Origin of the sequence: Pseudomonas sp. NMI542_15, assembly GCF_021283425.1 — a bacterium.
GTDB classification, from domain to species: domain Bacteria; phylum Pseudomonadota; class Gammaproteobacteria; order Pseudomonadales; family Pseudomonadaceae; genus Aquipseudomonas; species Aquipseudomonas fortuita.
Window position 1 is genome coordinate 479,390 of record NZ_JAJSRO010000003.1, and the last position, 15,887, is coordinate 495,276.

General features: G+C 60.4%; 16 protein-coding genes. 9 read left to right on the plus strand and 7 right to left on the minus strand.

What is annotated here, in order from left to right:
• Positions 1 to 175: 175 nt before the first annotated feature.
• On the minus strand, positions 176 to 1,042 hold the full coding sequence (hexR, locus tag LU684_RS08195) for a transcriptional regulator HexR (RefSeq protein WP_016489869.1): 867 nt from the start codon (positions 1,040 to 1,042) through the stop codon (positions 176 to 178).
• 103 nt (positions 1,043 to 1,145) lie between these two features.
• Between hexR and zwf the strand changes: the two genes are divergently transcribed.
• The 5 genes from zwf (at position 1,146) to LU684_RS08220 (ending at position 6,835) form a co-directional block, all read left to right on the plus strand.
• Positions 1,146 to 2,588 carry a glucose-6-phosphate dehydrogenase gene (gene zwf, locus LU684_RS08200; RefSeq protein WP_016489870.1) on the plus strand — a complete coding sequence of 481 codons (1,443 nt, stop codon included), beginning with the start codon at positions 1,146 to 1,148 and terminating at the stop codon, positions 2,586 to 2,588.
• A gap of 88 nt (positions 2,589 to 2,676) precedes the next feature.
• Positions 2,677 to 2,979 (plus strand): hypothetical protein, encoded by a 303-nt coding sequence (locus tag LU684_RS08205; RefSeq protein WP_016489871.1) that lies wholly within the window; start codon positions 2,677 to 2,679, stop codon positions 2,977 to 2,979.
• Between the two features lie 166 nt (positions 2,980 to 3,145).
• The gene (gene uvrD, locus LU684_RS08210) at positions 3,146 to 5,332 is read left to right on the plus strand and encodes a DNA helicase II (RefSeq protein ID WP_016489872.1); all 2,187 of its coding nucleotides are present in this window, start codon (positions 3,146 to 3,148) and stop codon (positions 5,330 to 5,332) included.
• A 132-nt stretch (positions 5,333 to 5,464) separates the two neighbouring features.
• Entirely contained in the window at positions 5,465 to 6,313 is an 849-nt protein-coding gene (locus LU684_RS08215; protein ID WP_016489873.1) for a Tim44 domain-containing protein, read from the plus strand.
• A gap of 114 nt (positions 6,314 to 6,427) precedes the next feature.
• Positions 6,428 to 6,835, plus strand: coding sequence for an SMI1/KNR4 family protein (locus LU684_RS08220; protein WP_232894448.1), 408 nt, complete (start codon positions 6,428 to 6,430; stop codon positions 6,833 to 6,835).
• A 220-nt stretch (positions 6,836 to 7,055) separates the two neighbouring features.
• Here LU684_RS08220 and LU684_RS08225 read toward each other — a convergent pair whose 3' ends face one another.
• Positions 7,056 to 8,816, minus strand: a complete 1,761-nt coding sequence (locus LU684_RS08225; RefSeq protein WP_016489875.1) for a cation:proton antiporter — start codon at positions 8,814 to 8,816, stop codon at positions 7,056 to 7,058.
• Between the two features lie 343 nt (positions 8,817 to 9,159).
• Here LU684_RS08225 and LU684_RS08230 point away from each other — a divergent pair, with 343 nt between their 5' ends.
• The gene (locus tag LU684_RS08230; RefSeq protein WP_003253263.1) at positions 9,160 to 9,645 is read left to right on the plus strand and encodes an acyl-CoA thioesterase; all 486 of its coding nucleotides are present in this window, start codon (positions 9,160 to 9,162) and stop codon (positions 9,643 to 9,645) included.
• On the opposite strand, the gene pdxY is transcribed toward LU684_RS08230, so the two are convergent.
• Positions 9,642 to 10,514 (minus strand): pyridoxal kinase PdxY, encoded by an 873-nt coding sequence (pdxY, locus tag LU684_RS08235; RefSeq protein WP_016489877.1) that lies wholly within the window; start codon positions 10,512 to 10,514, stop codon positions 9,642 to 9,644. The genes LU684_RS08230 and pdxY overlap by 4 nt on opposite strands.
• 120 nt (positions 10,515 to 10,634) lie before the next feature.
• Here pdxY and LU684_RS08240 point away from each other — a divergent pair, with 120 nt between their 5' ends.
• Positions 10,635 to 11,027, plus strand: a complete 393-nt coding sequence (locus LU684_RS08240) for a DUF3301 domain-containing protein (RefSeq protein WP_016489878.1) — start codon at positions 10,635 to 10,637, stop codon at positions 11,025 to 11,027.
• On the opposite strand, the gene LU684_RS08245 is transcribed toward LU684_RS08240, so the two are convergent.
• From LU684_RS08245 to zigA, 3 genes are read right to left on the minus strand one after another with little or no spacing between them, the layout of a single operon-like run.
• Positions 11,028 to 11,999, minus strand: a complete 972-nt coding sequence (locus tag LU684_RS08245) for a CobW family GTP-binding protein (protein WP_232894449.1) — start codon at positions 11,997 to 11,999, stop codon at positions 11,028 to 11,030.
• Positions 12,000 to 12,038: 39 nt separating this feature from the next.
• On the minus strand, positions 12,039 to 12,665 hold the full coding sequence (locus tag LU684_RS08250; protein ID WP_102688992.1) for a DUF1826 domain-containing protein: 627 nt from the start codon (positions 12,663 to 12,665) through the stop codon (positions 12,039 to 12,041).
• Entirely contained in the window at positions 12,662 to 13,870 is a 1,209-nt protein-coding gene (gene zigA / locus LU684_RS08255) for a zinc metallochaperone GTPase ZigA (RefSeq protein ID WP_232894450.1), read from the minus strand. The genes LU684_RS08250 and zigA overlap by 4 nt, the downstream gene beginning before the upstream one ends.
• Positions 13,871 to 13,985: 115 nt before the next feature.
• Between zigA and LU684_RS08260 the strand changes: the two genes are divergently transcribed.
• Together LU684_RS08260 and folE2 are read left to right on the plus strand one after the other, a co-directional pair.
• Entirely contained in the window at positions 13,986 to 14,366 is a 381-nt protein-coding gene (locus LU684_RS08260; RefSeq protein ID WP_060519732.1) for a hypothetical protein, read from the plus strand.
• 25 nt (positions 14,367 to 14,391) lie between these two features.
• Positions 14,392 to 15,297 carry a GTP cyclohydrolase FolE2 gene (gene folE2, locus LU684_RS08265; RefSeq protein ID WP_210667635.1) on the plus strand — a complete coding sequence of 302 codons (906 nt, stop codon included), beginning with the start codon at positions 14,392 to 14,394 and terminating at the stop codon, positions 15,295 to 15,297.
• Here folE2 and LU684_RS08270 read toward each other — a convergent pair.
• Positions 15,281 to 15,808 (minus strand): DUF3617 domain-containing protein, encoded by a 528-nt coding sequence (locus LU684_RS08270; RefSeq protein ID WP_016489884.1) that lies wholly within the window; start codon positions 15,806 to 15,808, stop codon positions 15,281 to 15,283. The two genes, folE2 and LU684_RS08270, sit on opposite strands and share 17 nt — an antisense overlap.
• Positions 15,809 to 15,887: the final 79 nt, after the last annotated feature.

Genomic DNA, 15,887 nt, shown 5'->3' on the forward strand with positions numbered 1-15,887 from the left:
CTGGCCTTGAAGGTTTACGGTTTGGCTGTGGGATGGTGACAGAATCGTGAATTTTTACTGCCTGTAGCGGCCTCTTCGCGGGCTCGCCCGCTCCCACAGGTACTGTGCACCTTTTTAATCGGTGCAATTGCTGTGGGAGCGGGCAAGCCGGCGAAGAGGCCGCTACAGGTTGGATTCAGTCGTCTGTAGCCTTGATCGACTTGGGCGACAAACGCAGGCTGCGCAAGCTGCGCTTTACGCTCTTCAGGTGGTTGACCAGGCTCGGGCCGCGCGCCATGGCCACGCCCATGGCCAGCACATCGATCACCACCAGGTGGGCGATACGCGAGGTCAGCGGGGTGTAGATTTCGGTGTCCTCATGCACGTCGATTGCCAGGTTCACGGTCGACAGCTCGGCCAACGGCGTCTGGCTTGGGCACAAGGTAATAAGGTTGGCACCGCTCTCACGCACCAGATTGGCGGTAATCAGCAGGTCCTTGGAACGGCCCGACTGGGAAATGCACACCGCCACATCCCCAGGCCTCAAGGTAACCGCGGACATCGCCTGCATGTGCGGGTCGGAATACGCGGCCGCACTGAGCAGCAGGCGGAAGAACTTGTGCTGGGCATCCGCCGCTACCGCGCCGGATGCGCCAAAGCCATAGAACTCCACGCGTTGCGCCTGGGCCATGGCGCTCACGGCCTGTTGCAGCGCATGCGGGTCGAGGTGCTCGCGCACTTCCATCAGCGTGTGCAGGGTGGTGTCGAAAATCTTCAGGCTGTAGTCGGCAACCGAGTCATCTTCATGGATCGCGAACTGGCCAAAACTGGCCCCGGCGGCCAGGCTCTGCGCCAGCTTCAATTTCAGGTCCTGGAACCCCGAGCAACCGATTGCCCGGCAGAAACGCACGATGGTCGGTTCACTGATACCCACGCTGTGCGCCAGGTCGGCCATGGAGCTGTGCATGACCGCAGCCGGGTCGAGCAGCACGTGGTCGGCCACTTTGAGTTCCGATTTGCGCAGCAAGTGGCGCGATTGGGCAATGTGTTGCAACAGATTCACGGGCTGGACTCGGTTATGATCGGCTGGCCGGGTTGTAGCTTTCTTGTAGTTATACTACATGGACGCCAACCCGCCCAGTTAAACGAACGTGGAGAGTGGCGGTTTGACTATTCCTTGCGACATTCTGGTGTTCGGTGGCACCGGCGATCTGGCGCTGCACAAGTTGCTTCCCGCGCTCTACCACCTGTTCCGCGAGGCCCGCCTGAACAATGCTGTGCGCATCATCGCGCTGGCGCGGCGCAACCTGCCACGTAACGACTACCTCAAGCTCGCCGAACGCCACTGCCGGGCACAAATTGCTCGCAGTGACTTCGACGAAGAGGTCTGGCAGCGGTTTTCCGCCCGGTTGGACTATTTCGCCATGGATGCTTCGCAAAGTGCCGACTTCGGCCGCCTGGCACGCTACCTGGGCGAGCCCGGCGGGCTGACGCGCATCTTCTACCTGGCCACCGCTCCCAACCTGTTCGTGCCAATTGCCAACCACCTGCGCAACGCCGGCCTGGCCGACCCCGAAGCGCGTATCGTGCTGGAAAAACCGATTGGCCACTCGCTGGCCTCGGCCACCGCCATCAACCAAGCGATTGGCGCAGTGTTCGACGAAAACCAGGTCTTTCGCATCGACCACTACCTGGGCAAGGAAACCGTGCAGAACCTGATGGCCCTGCGCTTCGCCAATGCCCTGCTGGAGCCGGTGTGGCGCAACAATCAGGTCGACCACGTCCAGATCAGCGTTTGCGAGACCCTCGGGGTAGAGAACCGCGGCGCCTATTACGACCGTGCCGGGGCAACCCGCGACATGCTGCAGAACCACCTGCTGCAGCTGTTGTGCCTGGTGGCCATGGAGCCGCCTGCGCAGTTCGAGGCTGAAGCGGTGCGCGACGAAAAAGTGAAGATACTGCGGGCCCTCAAACCGATCACCGGCCAGGACGTGCAGGACAAGACCGTGCGCGGTCAGTACGGTGCCGGACACATCGGCGGCCAGGAGGTGCCTGCCTATTACTTCGAAAAGGACGTCGACAACGACAGCGATACAGAAACCTTCGTGGCCATCGAAGCGCACATCGACAACTGGCGCTGGGCAGGTGTGCCCTTCTACCTGCGCACGGGCAAACGCATGGCACGGCGTTCGTCGCAGATCGTCATTCAGTTCAAGCCTGTACCCCACGAGCTGTTCAGCGGTGGTCAGGTCAACCAACTGTTGATCCAGTTGCAACCAGATGAGCGCATCAGCCTGCGCATGATGACCAAGAGCCCAGGCAAAGGTATGCGGCTGGAGCCGGTGGACCTGAACCTCAACCTGGCGCAGGTGTTCGGCCAGACCCGCCGCTGGGACGCTTACGAACGCCTGCTGCTGGATATCCTGGAGGGCGATTCCACGCTGTTCATGCGGCGTGACGAAGTGGAAGCAGCCTGGGCCTGGATCGACCCGATCCTCAAGGGCTGGGAAGAACACTTCCAGGCGCCGCGCCACTATCCGGCTGGCAACAACGGTCCGGAGCAGGCCAACAGCCTGCTGGCCCACCGCGGAAGAGCCTGGCATAGCTGAAGCCGTTCCCGATTTCAGTCTGGCCTGCGCGATATGAAAGTGGTGCGTGCCCCGCGAGGCACCCCATCTTTCATCAGAGGCTCAAATCATGACAATCGACATCGACAACTTCGTAGCAATCAACGACAAGCGCCCCGGCAAGGAGGCGTTTCGCGTGTTCGGCACCGTAACGGTCGCCAATCCAGGAATCGAACCGGTACTGAGCACCCCATCCCCCCGCCACCGCGGCGGTTGGGAAGTGCTTCGTCTTGATCTGATTGAGCCTGACTCCCCCTCCATGGCTGTGATGACGACCAAGCCGGTTGCCTACGAGCAAGCGGGCATCAGCCCCTGGACCGACCTGGAAATCCAGGGCTGCGAGGGCAGGCTGAAAATCGTGACCATCGACTGAGACCCCCTGAGTAGCGCCTTAAGCACCAGGCCGGCAGAACGAGGACGTGATCAGGTTCGGCCGGCCCACTGCTGCAACCGGGCTGCACTGATGAACGGCAGCGTAAGAGGGTGATTATTTATACAGTACCATTTACCCGGCACTTGCCCCGCCCTAGAATGGCCCGATGCACACAGATGACCTCTCCCTCCTGCTGAACTCCCTCAACGATGCTCAACGCCAGGCCGTCGCGGCCAAGCTCGGGCGTCAACTGGTGCTTGCTGGCGCCGGCTCCGGTAAAACCCGCGTGCTGGTGCATCGCATCGCCTGGCTGATCCAGGTGGAACAAGCATCGCCGCACTCAATCCTGTCGGTGACGTTCACCAACAAGGCTGCGGCAGAAATGCGCCATCGGATCGAGCAACTGCTGGGGATCAACCCGGCAGGCATGTGGGTCGGTACCTTCCACGGGCTGGCCCATCGCCTGCTGCGGGCCCACTGGCAGGAAGCACGGCTGGTGCAGAACTTCCAGATCCTCGACAGCGATGACCAGCAGCGCCTGATCAAGCGGGTCATGCGCGAACTGGGGCTGGACGAGCAGAAGTGGCCGGCACGCCAGGCCCAGTGGTTCATCAACGGGCAGAAGGATGAAGGCCTGCGCCCGCAGCATATACAGGCGGGGGGCGACCTGTTCCTGGCGACCATGCGCGAGGTGTATACCGCCTACGAACAGGCCTGTGAGCGCGCGGGGGTCATCGACTTCTCCGAACTGTTGCTGCGTGCACTGGACCTGTGGCGCGACCACCCGGGCCTGCTTGAGCACTACCAGCGGCGCTTCCAGCATGTACTGGTAGACGAGTTCCAGGACACCAACGCCGTGCAGTACGCCTGGCTGCGCCTGCTGGCGCGCGGTGGTGCCAGCCTGATGGCGGTGGGCGACGACGACCAGTCGATCTACGGCTGGCGCGGCGCCAAAATCGAGAACATTCACCAGTACACCGCCGACTTCCCCGACGCCGAAATGATCCGCCTGGAGCAGAACTACCGCTCCACCGGCGGCATCCTCAAGGCTGCCAACGCCCTGATCGTCAACAACAGCGGGCGCCTGGGCAAGGAACTGTGGACTGACATGGGTGAAGGCGAACCGCTGACGCTGTACGCGGCCTACAACGAGCACGACGAAGCGCGCTACGTGGTGGAAACCATCGAAAGCCTGGTCAAGCAGGGCAATGCGCGTAACGAAATCGCCATTCTCTACCGTTCCAACGCCCAATCGCGGGTGCTGGAAGAGGCCCTGCTGCGCGAGCGTATCCCGTACCGTATCTATGGTGGCCAGCGCTTCTTCGAGCGCGCCGAAATCAAGAACGCCATGGCTTACCTGCGGCTGATCGAAGGGCGTGGCAACGATGCGGCCCTGGAGCGAGTGATCAACGTGCCGCCACGCGGCATTGGCGAGAAAACCGTCGAAGCCATCCGCGAGCATGCCCGCCACAGCCAGGTGTCGATGTGGGAAGCCATGTGCCAGCTGTTGGCTGCCAAGGCGCTGAAAGGCCGCGCCGCCAGCGCTCTGGGTGCCTTCATCGAGCTGATCGAGGGGTTGGCCACGAAGGTCACGGACATGCCGCTGCATACCATGACCCAGACCACCATCGAACAATCCGGGCTGATCACCTATCACCAGGAAGAAAAGGGTGAAAAGGGCCAGGCACGGGTAGAAAACCTCGAGGAACTGGTCAGCGCGGCGCGCAACTTCGAGTCCACCGAAGAAGACGCCGATCTCTCGCCGCTTTCGGCCTTCCTCGGCCATGCCTCGCTGGAAGCCGGCGATACCCAGGCCGATGAGCATGAAGACAGCGTCCAGCTGATGACCTTGCACAGCGCCAAAGGCCTGGAGTTCCCGTATGTGTTTCTGGTGGGCATGGAAGAAGGCCTGTTCCCGCACAAGATGAGCCTGGAAGAACCCGGCCGCCTGGAAGAGGAGCGCCGCCTGGCCTATGTGGGAATTACACGGGCTATGCGCCAGCTGGTCATGACCTACGCCGAAACACGTCGCCTGTATGGCAGCGAAACCTACAATAAGGTGTCGCGTTTCGTACGTGAAATTCCCGCAGGCCTTATTCAGGAGGTGCGTCTGTCCAACAGCGTCAGTCGCCCGTTCAGTGGGGCCAAGACGGCCACCAACAGTAACCTGTTTGCCAATGCCAATATTCCACAGACGGCGTTCAACCTCGGCCAGCGCGTGCAACATGCGGTGTTTGGCGAAGGCGTGATCCTCAACTTCGAGGGTTCGGGCGCCCAGGCACGGGTACAAGTGAATTTTGCCGAAGGCAGCAAGTGGCTGATGCTGGGGTATGCGAAGCTCGAAGCCATCTGATGTACTGGGCCGCTCTGCCGGGCGGCCTTGTAACATTCAGGCAAAAGCTCGAAACACTATGTCACTGGTCATGTGCACGGGAACCTGTGCAACATGACGCGCGTGCAATCCACAACAGGGGATATCCCACTTATGCAACGTTTTCTTAGCATCGCACTGGCGCTCTGCGTCGGCCTGACGCTGAGCCTGGACGCCAACGCCAAACGTTTCGGCGGCGGCAAGAGCTCGGGCTCCGCGCCTATCCACCAGACCCGCCAAGCCACGCCAACCACGCCTGCAGCCGCACCGACCGCACCTGGCCGTGCCCCGGCTGCCGCCAGCGGTGCTTCGCGCTGGTTGGGCCCACTGGCCGGCCTGGCCGCCGGTGGACTGCTGGCGTCCATGTTCATGGGCGACGGTTTCGAAGGTTTCCAGATCATGGACTTCCTGATCGTGGCGCTCATCGCCTTCCTGGTGTTCCGCTTCATTGCAGCGCGCCGCCGCCAGCAGCAGCCGCAAATGGCTATGCCAGGCCATGCGCCGATGCAGCGTGAAGCCCACAACCAGCCAGCACAGCCATCGGTCTTTGGTGGTTCGGCCGCACCTGCCGCCGCTCCGGTGATCAACGCCCCGGCCTGGTTCAACGAGCAAAGCTTCCTGGCTGCCGCCCGTAACCACTTCCAGTCGCTGCAGCAGCACTGGGATGCCAACGAAATGGACAAGATCAGCGAGTTCGTTACCCCGCAAATGCTCGAGTTCCTCAAGCGTGAGCGTGCTGAGCTGGGTGACGGCTTCCAGGCCACCTACATCGACAACCTCGAAGTACAGCTGGACGGTATCGACGACCGCGCCGACCGCACGGACGCCACCTTGACCTTCCGCGGCGTGTCGAAAACCTCGCGCTTCGACCAGGGCGAAGTGTTCAGCGAAAGCTGGCACATGGTTCGCGCCCCAGGCGAGAACCAGCCTTGGCTGGTGGCCGGTATCCGTCAAAACGGCTAACCGCTGCGTGCTACATAAAAAACCCCGGGCCTGTCCCGGGGTTTTTGCTTTTGCCAGAGTGGCCTACTAGGGTATAACGCGCAGCGTTGTCATCTAGGTCAGAGGAAGTGAACCGTGGAAGAAGTGATCGAACAACTCCGTGAAGCCAATCAGCCAGTGCCGGTGCCCCTTGAGCTTCCCGACGAGGACCAGCTGGTCGAAATCGAAGAAGAGCTGTTCATCAACATACCGTTCGTGTTCAAAGAGTTTCTACTGACCGTCAGCGACGTGGTGTATGGCTTGCTGGAGCCGGTAACCGTCACCGACCCACAATCGCACACCTACCTGCCTGACGTTGCCGCCAACGCCTGGGACGCCGGCGTGCCGCGTGACCTGATTCCGCTGTGCCAGGATGGCGACAACTACTACTGCGTCGAAGAAGACGGCACCGTGGTGCTGTGGGACGCCGAAGAGGAAATTGCCGGTGAAGACAGCTGGGAATCAGTGTGGCACTGGGCGCGGGATGTCTGGCTGGAGAGCTGATTTCAATCTCTGCCCCCACAGGAACACCATCGCCTCCAGCTCCTGTGGGGTACCTGTGGAAGCGGGCAAGCCCGGGAAGAGGCCGGTACAGGCACAGGAAGTTTACGGCCCGGTGCCATCAATGTGGCTAGAATCGCCAGGCTTTCTGCGCCTGGCGACATTGCTACCGCTCAGTCCCCGCGAACGACGATGAAATCTTGCTCAGGGAGCATTGCGCCCTTCAGTGCGTATTCTCGCGACTGTTTTCCAGCGTCTCCAGCAAGGCGATCTGCATGCGCGTGTGCACGCGGATGAACCAGCGCCACAGCAAGGCCACCACCACCGCCGCCACCACGGCAATGACCAACAGCAACTCGTTGGTGGGCAGAATGCTCGCCGACAATGCCGACAGCAGCAGGAAAATCACCAGCAGCGACAACAGCGGGATAACCTCGGCGATCACCCGGCGCACTCGCTGGGTATGGCGCCCGGCCATTTCCGGCTTCACGCCCATTTCTGCCAGCAGCATCGACAGTGCCTTGAGCTTGCGATAGGCAGCGATCAGGAAGGGCAGCGACAGCAACAACGCCGCGCCCCAGATAACCGCCTTCTGCTGGCTGGCATCGCTGACCCACTCACTGAGCCAGTTGCCGATGCGCTCTGCAAAGTAACCACCACTGAAGAAAATGGCGATCACCAGCGCCAGGTTCACCCCCACCTGCAACAGGATGCGCCGGATCATCGCCGCCAGCATGGCGCTCTCGCCCTGCGGCTGTATATTGCGCAACCACTCGCCATACAACGAAAGCACCCGCGCCAGGCGGCTGGGCACCACATTGCCAAGTTTCTGCGACAGCGGGTCGGCCGCACGGATCAGATAGGGCGTCAGCAGCGTGGTAATTGCCGATACCGCGACCGCCACCGGGTAAAGGAAGTCGCTGGTCACCTGCAGCGTCATGCCCAGCGCGGCGATGATGAAGGAAAACTCGCCAATCTGCGAAAGCCCCATGCCCACCCGCAGCGATGTGCGCCCGTCATTACCGGCAATGAACGCCCCCATGCCGCAGGAGAGCATTTTGCCCAATACCACCGCCAGGGTGATGACCACGATCGGCCAGGCGTAATCGACGAGCACTTGTGGGTCGATCATAAGGCCGATGGCGACAAAGAAGATGGCACTGAACAGGTCGCGTACCGGCTCGATCAGGCGTTCGATCTTCAGCAACTGACGTGATTCGGCCATGATCGCGCCAATCAGGAAGGCGCCCAGCACCATGCTGTATTCCAGCTTTACCACCAACAGGCAGAAGCCGAAGCACAGGCCAAGCACGGTAATCAGCAGCATTTCGTTGCTTTCAAATTTGGCCACATAGGCCAGCAGCCGCGGCACCAGCAGAATCCCGATAACCAAGGCAACGATCATGAACAGTGACAGCTTGCCCACTGTGGAGAACACTTCGCCCGAGCTGACCGTGCCGCTGACAGCGATGCCTGACAGCAGGGCAATAATGCCGATACCAAGGATGTCCTCCACGATGAGCACGCCGAAGATCAACTGGGCAAAGCGCTCGTTCTTCATCTTCAGGTCATTCAGTGCCTTGACGATGATGGTGGTCGAGGAAATGGCCAGGATCGCGCCGAGGAATAGCGAATCCATGGTGTTCCAGCCGAACCAGCGGCCAATCTCGAAGCCGATCCAGATCATCAGCACGATTTCCAGGAAGGCCGCGATGAACGCCGTGGCACCAACCTTGAAAAGCTTACGCAGACTGAATTCGAGCCCCAGGCAGAACATCAGGAAGATTACTCCCAGTTCAGCAAGGGTCTTGATGGTTTCTTCGTCATGGATCAGGCCGAATGGCGGGGTATGCGGGCCGATGATGAAGCCGGCGACGATATAGCCCAGTACGACGGGCTGTTTGAGGCGGTGAAAGAGAATGGTGACCACGCCAGCGACCAGCATGATGACTGCCAGGTCCTGGATAAAGCTGATGGCATGCATGGCGTGATACTCCTTTTCTCGTCTTTTTTTTGAATGCCTGGGCAGACCGCTCCTCTGCCAAGGCAAACCTGAGCGAGCAGCAAGTACATACTGTATTGAATGCAGGAATGCCCATGTTGCATGGGCGTACTCAGGTTAACATCGCACCCCGCCGCAAAAAGCCGGTGCAATATGCAGAAACAGATCGGCTGGAAAAGCGCCGCTGATGGCATGATCAGCGTGACGATGGCGCGTCAGCCAACGTCCCGTACCAACAAGGCAAATTCAAAAGAGGGGAACAGAAGTGTCAGCAGATAACGCCCCCCATTCGCCCGATTCAGCGCAACCTCACCGTGAGCACACTATGGAACCTGGAAACGCCCAGCTGAGCATGACCGTCCTGATGACCCCGGACATGGCCAACTTTTCTGGCAACGTACATGGCGGCACCCTGCTCAAGTACCTCGACGAAGTGGCCTATGCGTGCGCCAGCCGCTATGCCGGCAGCTATGTGGTGACCCTGTCGGTCGACCAGGTGATCTTCCGCGAGCCCGTGCACGTGGGTGAACTGGTGACCTTCCTGGCGTCGGTCAACTACACCGGCAATACATCGATGGAAGTCGGCATCAAAGTGGTGACCGAGAACATCCGCGAGCGCTCGGTGCGCCACTCCAACAGCTGCTTCTTCACCATGGTCGCGGTCGACGACAACCGCCGCCCGGTGCCGGTGCCGCCGCGCCAGCCGCACAGCAGCGAAGAAAAGCGCCGCTTCCTGCAAGGCCAGCAGCGTCGGCAGATCCGCCAAGAGCTTGAGAAGCGCTACCAGGACCTGAAAACCGACGCGATCTAAAGCGCCAGCGGCTGCGCCTCAAAGCGCACCCGCGGATGGGCGATGCGGTCCTGGGCCCGCACCAGTTGTAGTTCGTAGCTGGCGCAGGCCTGGGTTTCCAGCAGCACCTCATGCACGGCTGCAGCGGTGAATTCGAAGGCTTGCACCCAGCTGTCGCCGAGCAGCACACGCGCCAGGAACAGGCCTGAGGTCAGGTCACCCACCCCCACCGGCTGCCGCGGGAACGCCAGCAGCGGGCGGCGCAGGTGCCAGCTGTGCTCGGCAGTCACCAGCAGCATTTCGAACTGGTCTTCGGCCCGCCCGGGGTAAACCAGGTGCTTGACCAGTACCACCTGCGGGCCACGCTGCAGCAGGCTGCGCGCCATGTTCACGCAATCCTCCAGCGACTGTGCGCGGCGCCCACAGAAGCTGTCCAGTTCCAGCTGGTTGGGGCACAGGATGTCGGCCCGGGCCGCCGCCTCGTCGAGCAGGAACTCGCTCACCTCCGGCGGCACGATGCAGCCCTTCTCCGGGTGCCCCATGACCGGGTCACACAGATACAGAGCCTTTGGGTTCACCGCCTTGATCCGCTCGACGCCAGCCAGGATCGCCCGCCCCTGCTCGGCACTGCCCAGGTAGCCGGAAAGCACAGCATCGCAGTGACCCAGCTCGCCAATATTGGAAATACCTTCCACCAACGCAGGAATTTGCGCCGGGGCAAGCACTTCACCCGCCCACTGGCCATACTGTGTGTGATTGGAGAACTGCACGGTATTGAGCGGCCAGACATTGACCCCGATACGCTGCATGGGAAACACCGCGGCGCTGTTGCCGGCGTGGCCGAACACCACATGGGACTGAATGGCGAGCAGGTGCGGGGTACGTTTCATGCGGGAGGTTTCCAAAGCTGTTTCAAGGATTGTGCGCAGCGCAGTATGAACTCGATTGCCACCTGTACGACAGGCCAGGGACGCAGTTAAGCTGGATCTACCTGTTTGGAGCATATGCAAATGTTGACCCTGGAGAACGTCTTCGTCCTGATGCTGTTGGCCACGGCAGGCGGCTGGTTGTGGCACAACCATGGGTTGCGCGAAAAAGCCCTGGAACGGGTCAAACAGCACTGTGCCAAGCTCGACCTCGAGCTGCTCGACGATGCCGTCGCACTCAAGCGCATCGCCTTTGTCCGTGACGCCAATGGCCGCAAGCGCCTGGCACGCATCTATGCCTTTGAGTTCACCGTCACCGGCGAGCAACGCCACCCGGGTACTGTGACCCAGTTCGGCGCGCACAGCGTGCAGATCGAGCTGGCGCCCTACCCGTTTGAAATCAAGACACCACCACGCACCGACAATGTCATCGAGATGCAGCAGTGGCGTCAGGAACACAATCGCTGGCGCAACTGATCAGCTGACGCGGCATTCGCTCAACCCCGCTTGCAGCGTGGGTTGCGATTGCGGCTGATCAAAAATCAGCTCGATACGGCTATCCCTGCGCCATTCACTGGGCTGCCATATCGGCATGTCACCCTTGAGCCCATTAAATGATTGCCAACCTTCCACGCTGTGGATAACCCCTTTGGCACGCCGCCATGGCAAGGTCCGCAAGAACGCCAGTAGGCGCTGTGGATAAAACTGCTGTGCGGGATGCCAGCGCCAGCCAATGCTCCAACCTCCCTCCCCCTCCTGCGCAAGACAGATCGGCTGGCTGGGGTCTGTCCACAATATTGTTGGGGCTCCCCCAAGATTGTCGACAATCTGGTTTTCCTGAAATGGGCTGTCGACAATCTCTACCAGGGCGCCAGGAAGGCTTGATAGCGGCACCTGGCCCTGTACCGACCACATCACATTCTTGTCGTTAAATTTATTAGTTATCAACAACTTAGATTTTTCATCCACAGCCTCCGACTTGTTGAAAAGCACGTATTCAGACACGTTGAAAGCTTGCTGTTGGGCGTCCGGAAGCGGCTCGTTTCGCGCCATGGATTGCGCATCGACAACCATCAACAATGGCTGAATTGTCAGCACTCCAGCCCACGGAGCCTGTTTCAGCTGAGCAAGCAGCTGCAACGGGTGACCCAGGCCAGACGGCTCGATAAACAGCCGGTCAGGCCGGGATTTGCGCAACAACCGGCCCAGGCCCACCTGAAACGGCATGCCGTTGACACAACACAGGCAGCCACCTGCAACCTCGCCGATGGCGATGCCATCTTCGTCACGGCTGAGCAACGCCGCATCCAGGCCAACCAGGCCGAATTCGTTGATCAAGACCGCCCAGCGTTCGTTGCGCGGGCGCTGGGCCAGCAGATGGCGTATCAGGGTGGTCTTGCCGGCGCCCAGGGGGCCGGCAATGACATGGGTGGGAATGTTCTGCAGCATGGGATGGCTTCAGGCGGGGTGAAGGCTCACTATGCGCCGTCAGGCTAGCCAGTCAAGGCTGAGCAGCAGGCGCCCTTGCTGGCCCGAGGGCGAGCGGTGCACCAGCCCTGCACCTTCGTTGCCCTGCCACTTCTCGCCCTTGAGTACAGCCACTTCACCGACGTGCAGTTTCTGAATGTTATTCACAGGCACTTGAGCTGTGTGTAACTCCCCGCGTGGGCTCTCCTGCTCCCGCAACCACTCGCTACCCGGGCCCGCATAGGTGGTGAGCAATCGCAACGGCACGTTATCCACATGAAAGCGCGGGCACATGGGCCCGGTCAGCACCCGCAGGCGCAAACCGACCCGCCGCGCGCCAACCAGGCAGGTATATGCCGCCACCAGCCAGGCTACATCGGCCACGAACGCTTCGTAACCCTGCAGGTCCGCCGCTTCGCGTAGCAAATCCGACAAAACCGGCATCTGCTGCTCGTCCACATCGATTACCCACTGATCTGACAGGGGTTGCCCAAGGCTGACTACCAGCTCGGCAAAATCCTCCAGCTGTGGCGGCAAGCGCCGGCGCCAGACCGCCAGGTTCACGCCGTCCTGCAGCACGTCGGTCAACACCAGCGGCGTTTCGCCAAACACCTGGAAGATATCCACAGGCTTGAGCGCCTGGTTCATGCTGCTGCCTCCTCGTGCCAAGGGCCAAATGGATCAGCCAGACGCAACCAGCCCATAGGCCCCAACTCCATTTCTTCATCCGTCAACAAGCAGGCCTGAAGCTGTGTGGATAACTTTTTGAAGTCGATATTCTGACCAATGAACACTAATTCCTGCCGGCAGTCACCGGTTTCGGCGTGCCAGTGTTTCAAGATATCGGCAGTGTTATCCACATCCTGGGGCCACTGCTCGCGCGGCACGAAACGCCACCAACGGCCCGCCAGCCCATGGCGCATCATGCCACCTGCCTGGGACCAGCTACCGGCTTCCTGGTACTTGCTGGCCAACCAGAAAAAACCCTTCGAACGCAGCAGCCGACCATTGCTCCAGGGCTTGTGGATAAAATCAAAAAAGCGCTGTGGATGAAGTGGCCGCCGCCCCTGCCAGGTCGTGGCCGCGATGCCGTACTCTTCAGTCTCCGGCACATGCTCGCCGCGCAATTCTTGCAACCAGCCCGGCGCTTGAGCAGCCTGGTCGAAGTCGAATAGGCCAGTGTCCAGAATGCGCGCCAGCGGCACCTGGCCCATGACCATGGGCACGATCTGCGCCCGGGCGTTGAGGCTGCGCAAAATGGCCATGAGTTCTTCGCGCTCGTGCTGGCTGATCAGGTCGATCTTGCTCAGCAACAACACATCGGCGAACTCCACCTGCTCGATCAGCAGATCACTGATCGACCGCTCGTCCTCTTCGCCCAAGGTTTCACCACGGCTGGCCAGGCTGTCTGCTGCCTGGTAATCGCGTAAAAAATTCAGGCCATCGACCACAGTGACCATGGTATCCAACCGCGCCATGTCGGAAAGGCTGCGGCCCTGCTCGTCGCGAAACGTGAACGTCTCGGCAACCGGCAGCGGCTCCGAGATACCCGTGGACTCGATGAGCAAATAATCGAAGCGGCCTTCTTCGGCCAGCCGCGCAACCTCTTCGAGCAGGTCTTCACGCAGTGTGCAGCAGATGCAGCCGTTGCTCATCTCGACCAGTTTCTCTTCAGCGCGGTTGAGGCTGACGTTGCGCTGCACCTCGCTGGCGTCGATGTTGATTTCACTCATGTCGTTGACGATGACCGCGACCCGCAGGTGGTCGCGGTTACGCAGCACATGGTTGAGCAAAGTGCTCTTGCCGGCGCCAAGGAAGCCAGACAGCACGGTGACAGGGAGACGATTGGACATGGCGAAACCTCTTCAGGCGAGCGCATTCGAAACGATGCATTGCACAATGTTATAAAGTAACAATACAATTTCGCCAAGCCGTTCTCGACAGACGAGTATTCACCGGGGATGAAAAATGAATCTGCTGCGCGCCATGGTGTTGCTGTTGCTCGCCATGCCTACTTCGCTTTTCGCCATGCCAAAGAACAGCCCGATGGCGATGTGTACACGCAGCGCGACACTGCTTGCCTGCCAGGACGGCAAAGGCAGCTATTACAGCGTGCGCAGCGAAGGAAATATGTTCTACCTGCGCGGCTACGACTTCACCAGCCGGCGCCTATGGGCACAAACCAACAGCCGCTATGGCACGTTGACCTTTTTTACCGGCCTGGCCAGCGATGGCGAAGCCTGGGTGGGTTACAGCCGTCGCGTTGGCTGGACCACTCTGAACCGCGTATCCAGCTCCAGTGGGCAGCGCTTCAAGCTGCATTGCAGCCTGATCGGCGCTTGCCACTGATGCCTCTTTTTGTTTGGAAAGCCAGATGACCCAGCTCAAGCTCCCCGACATCGCAGCACAAGCCCTGGAGTACACCTTGCCTTTGGACTGGGTGGGCATGTGCGGCATCGCCTTGCCTGTGCAATTCGAAGGGCGCACCGCAGCCGCCAAAATCGATGCAGGCGTAAGCCTGGTTGACGGCAGTTCACGCGGTATCCATATGTCGCGGCTTTACCTTGCCCTTGAGACATTGGAGCACCAGCCCCTCACTCCGCTGGCAATCAGGCGGCTACTGGCTGATTTCCTGAGCAGCCATGAGGGCCTTTCTTCGGCAGCCTACCTGCGCCTGCGCTTCGAGCACATGCTGAAACGGCCGGCTTTGATCAGCCCATTGGCAGGCTGGAAAAGCTATGCGGTAACAGTCGATGCAAGGATAGAAAATGAAATGTTCCACGTGGAACTATCTGTTTCCGTTCCGTACTCCTCCACCTGCCCGTGCTCGGCTGCACTTGCACGGCAACTGATTCAGCAGCAGTTCCTGGACGATTTCAGCGAGCAGCAGGTCGAAAAATCCGCCATATTGCAGTGGCTGGGTAGCGCCAAAGGCATTGTGGCGACGCCCCATAGCCAACGCAGTACCGCGCAAATTCAGGTACGGCTGCGCGGCACTCAGCATGATCTACCCATCACCGAATTGATTAACTGCGTAGAGGGAAGCTTGGGGACCGCTGTGCAGACTGCTGTGAAACGTGCAGACGAACAAGCCTTCGCCTTGGCCAACGGGCAGAACCTGATGTTCTGCGAAGACGCCGCACGACGCCTGCACCACTCACTGCGGCAAATGGAATGGAGCACGGCCTTCAAGCTACGCGTGGAACATGCAGAAAGCCTGCATGCCCACGACGCCGTCGCTACCAGCCAATGGCAATGGGACGTCAGCTGCGCGGTTTGACCGTGCCACAGTCATTACCTAGCCACACCGCACGGGTGTTCATGCTGCCTTGCTGCTGCACACCCGAAGCGTTGAAGGTACCACTGACCTGAGTAGTGAACTCCCGGTCGCTGAGGAAGGTAGCCTGGCCAGTACCTTGTGCCTTGGGGCAGCTGAACTGGAACTTCCACACATTACCGGTACGGTCGGTAATCTTTTGAGTGCAGCCCGATTTCGGATCCTGCAGTGGGATATCGTTGGTGGCCACCTGCTCTGGCGTCAGGCACGAACGCACACCATTGCCACCGACAGTTACCCCCTGTTTCGCCAATACCCCCTCCATCATCGCGCGTTGCTCTGGCGGTAGATTTTTCAACTGACCGAGCATGAACTGCATGTCGGGTAACGGTTTGCCATCGACCTGCATATTGCTGGTGGTCAGCTCCCACAAACCTGGTTGCAGCATCTGGGCATGCACCAGTGGGCTGCTCATGGCCAGGGCCAACGCCAACAGTGGCAGACGAATCTTCATGGACGATCGCTCCTGAAAAAACCGGCCAAGCGGGCCGGGCTGAAACTTGGACGCCAAACCCACCTTCAGGTTGCAAGGC

Excerpts from the sequence above, each read along its gene's own strand:
- LU684_RS08215 (WP_016489873.1), top strand. The coding sequence starts at position 5,465 with ATGCAACGTTTTCTTAGCATCGCACTGGCGCTCTGCGTCGGCCTGACG.
- LU684_RS08225 (WP_016489875.1), bottom strand. The coding sequence starts at position 8,816 with ATGCATGCCATCAGCTTTATCCAGGACCTGGCAGTCATCATGCTGGTC.
- LU684_RS08205 (WP_016489871.1), top strand. The coding sequence starts at position 2,677 with ATGACAATCGACATCGACAACTTCGTAGCAATCAACGACAAGCGCCCC.
- pdxY (WP_016489877.1), bottom strand. The coding sequence starts at position 10,514 with ATGAAACGTACCCCGCACCTGCTCGCCATTCAGTCCCATGTGGTGTTC.
- LU684_RS08250 (WP_102688992.1), bottom strand. The coding sequence starts at position 12,665 with ATGAACCAGGCGCTCAAGCCTGTGGATATCTTCCAGGTGTTTGGCGAA.
- LU684_RS08230 (WP_003253263.1), top strand. The coding sequence starts at position 9,160 with ATGGAACCTGGAAACGCCCAGCTGAGCATGACCGTCCTGATGACCCCG.
- zigA (WP_232894450.1), bottom strand. The coding sequence starts at position 13,870 with ATGTCCAATCGTCTCCCTGTCACCGTGCTGTCTGGCTTCCTTGGCGCC.
- LU684_RS08270 (WP_016489884.1), bottom strand. The coding sequence starts at position 15,808 with ATGAAGATTCGTCTGCCACTGTTGGCGTTGGCCCTGGCCATGAGCAGC.
- uvrD (WP_016489872.1), top strand. The coding sequence starts at position 3,146 with ATGCACACAGATGACCTCTCCCTCCTGCTGAACTCCCTCAACGATGCT.
- LU684_RS08260 (WP_060519732.1), top strand. The coding sequence starts at position 13,986 with ATGAATCTGCTGCGCGCCATGGTGTTGCTGTTGCTCGCCATGCCTACT.
- LU684_RS08240 (WP_016489878.1), top strand. The coding sequence starts at position 10,635 with ATGTTGACCCTGGAGAACGTCTTCGTCCTGATGCTGTTGGCCACGGCA.
- folE2 (WP_210667635.1), top strand. The coding sequence starts at position 14,392 with ATGACCCAGCTCAAGCTCCCCGACATCGCAGCACAAGCCCTGGAGTAC.
- LU684_RS08245 (WP_232894449.1), bottom strand. The coding sequence starts at position 11,999 with ATGCTGCAGAACATTCCCACCCATGTCATTGCCGGCCCCCTGGGCGCC.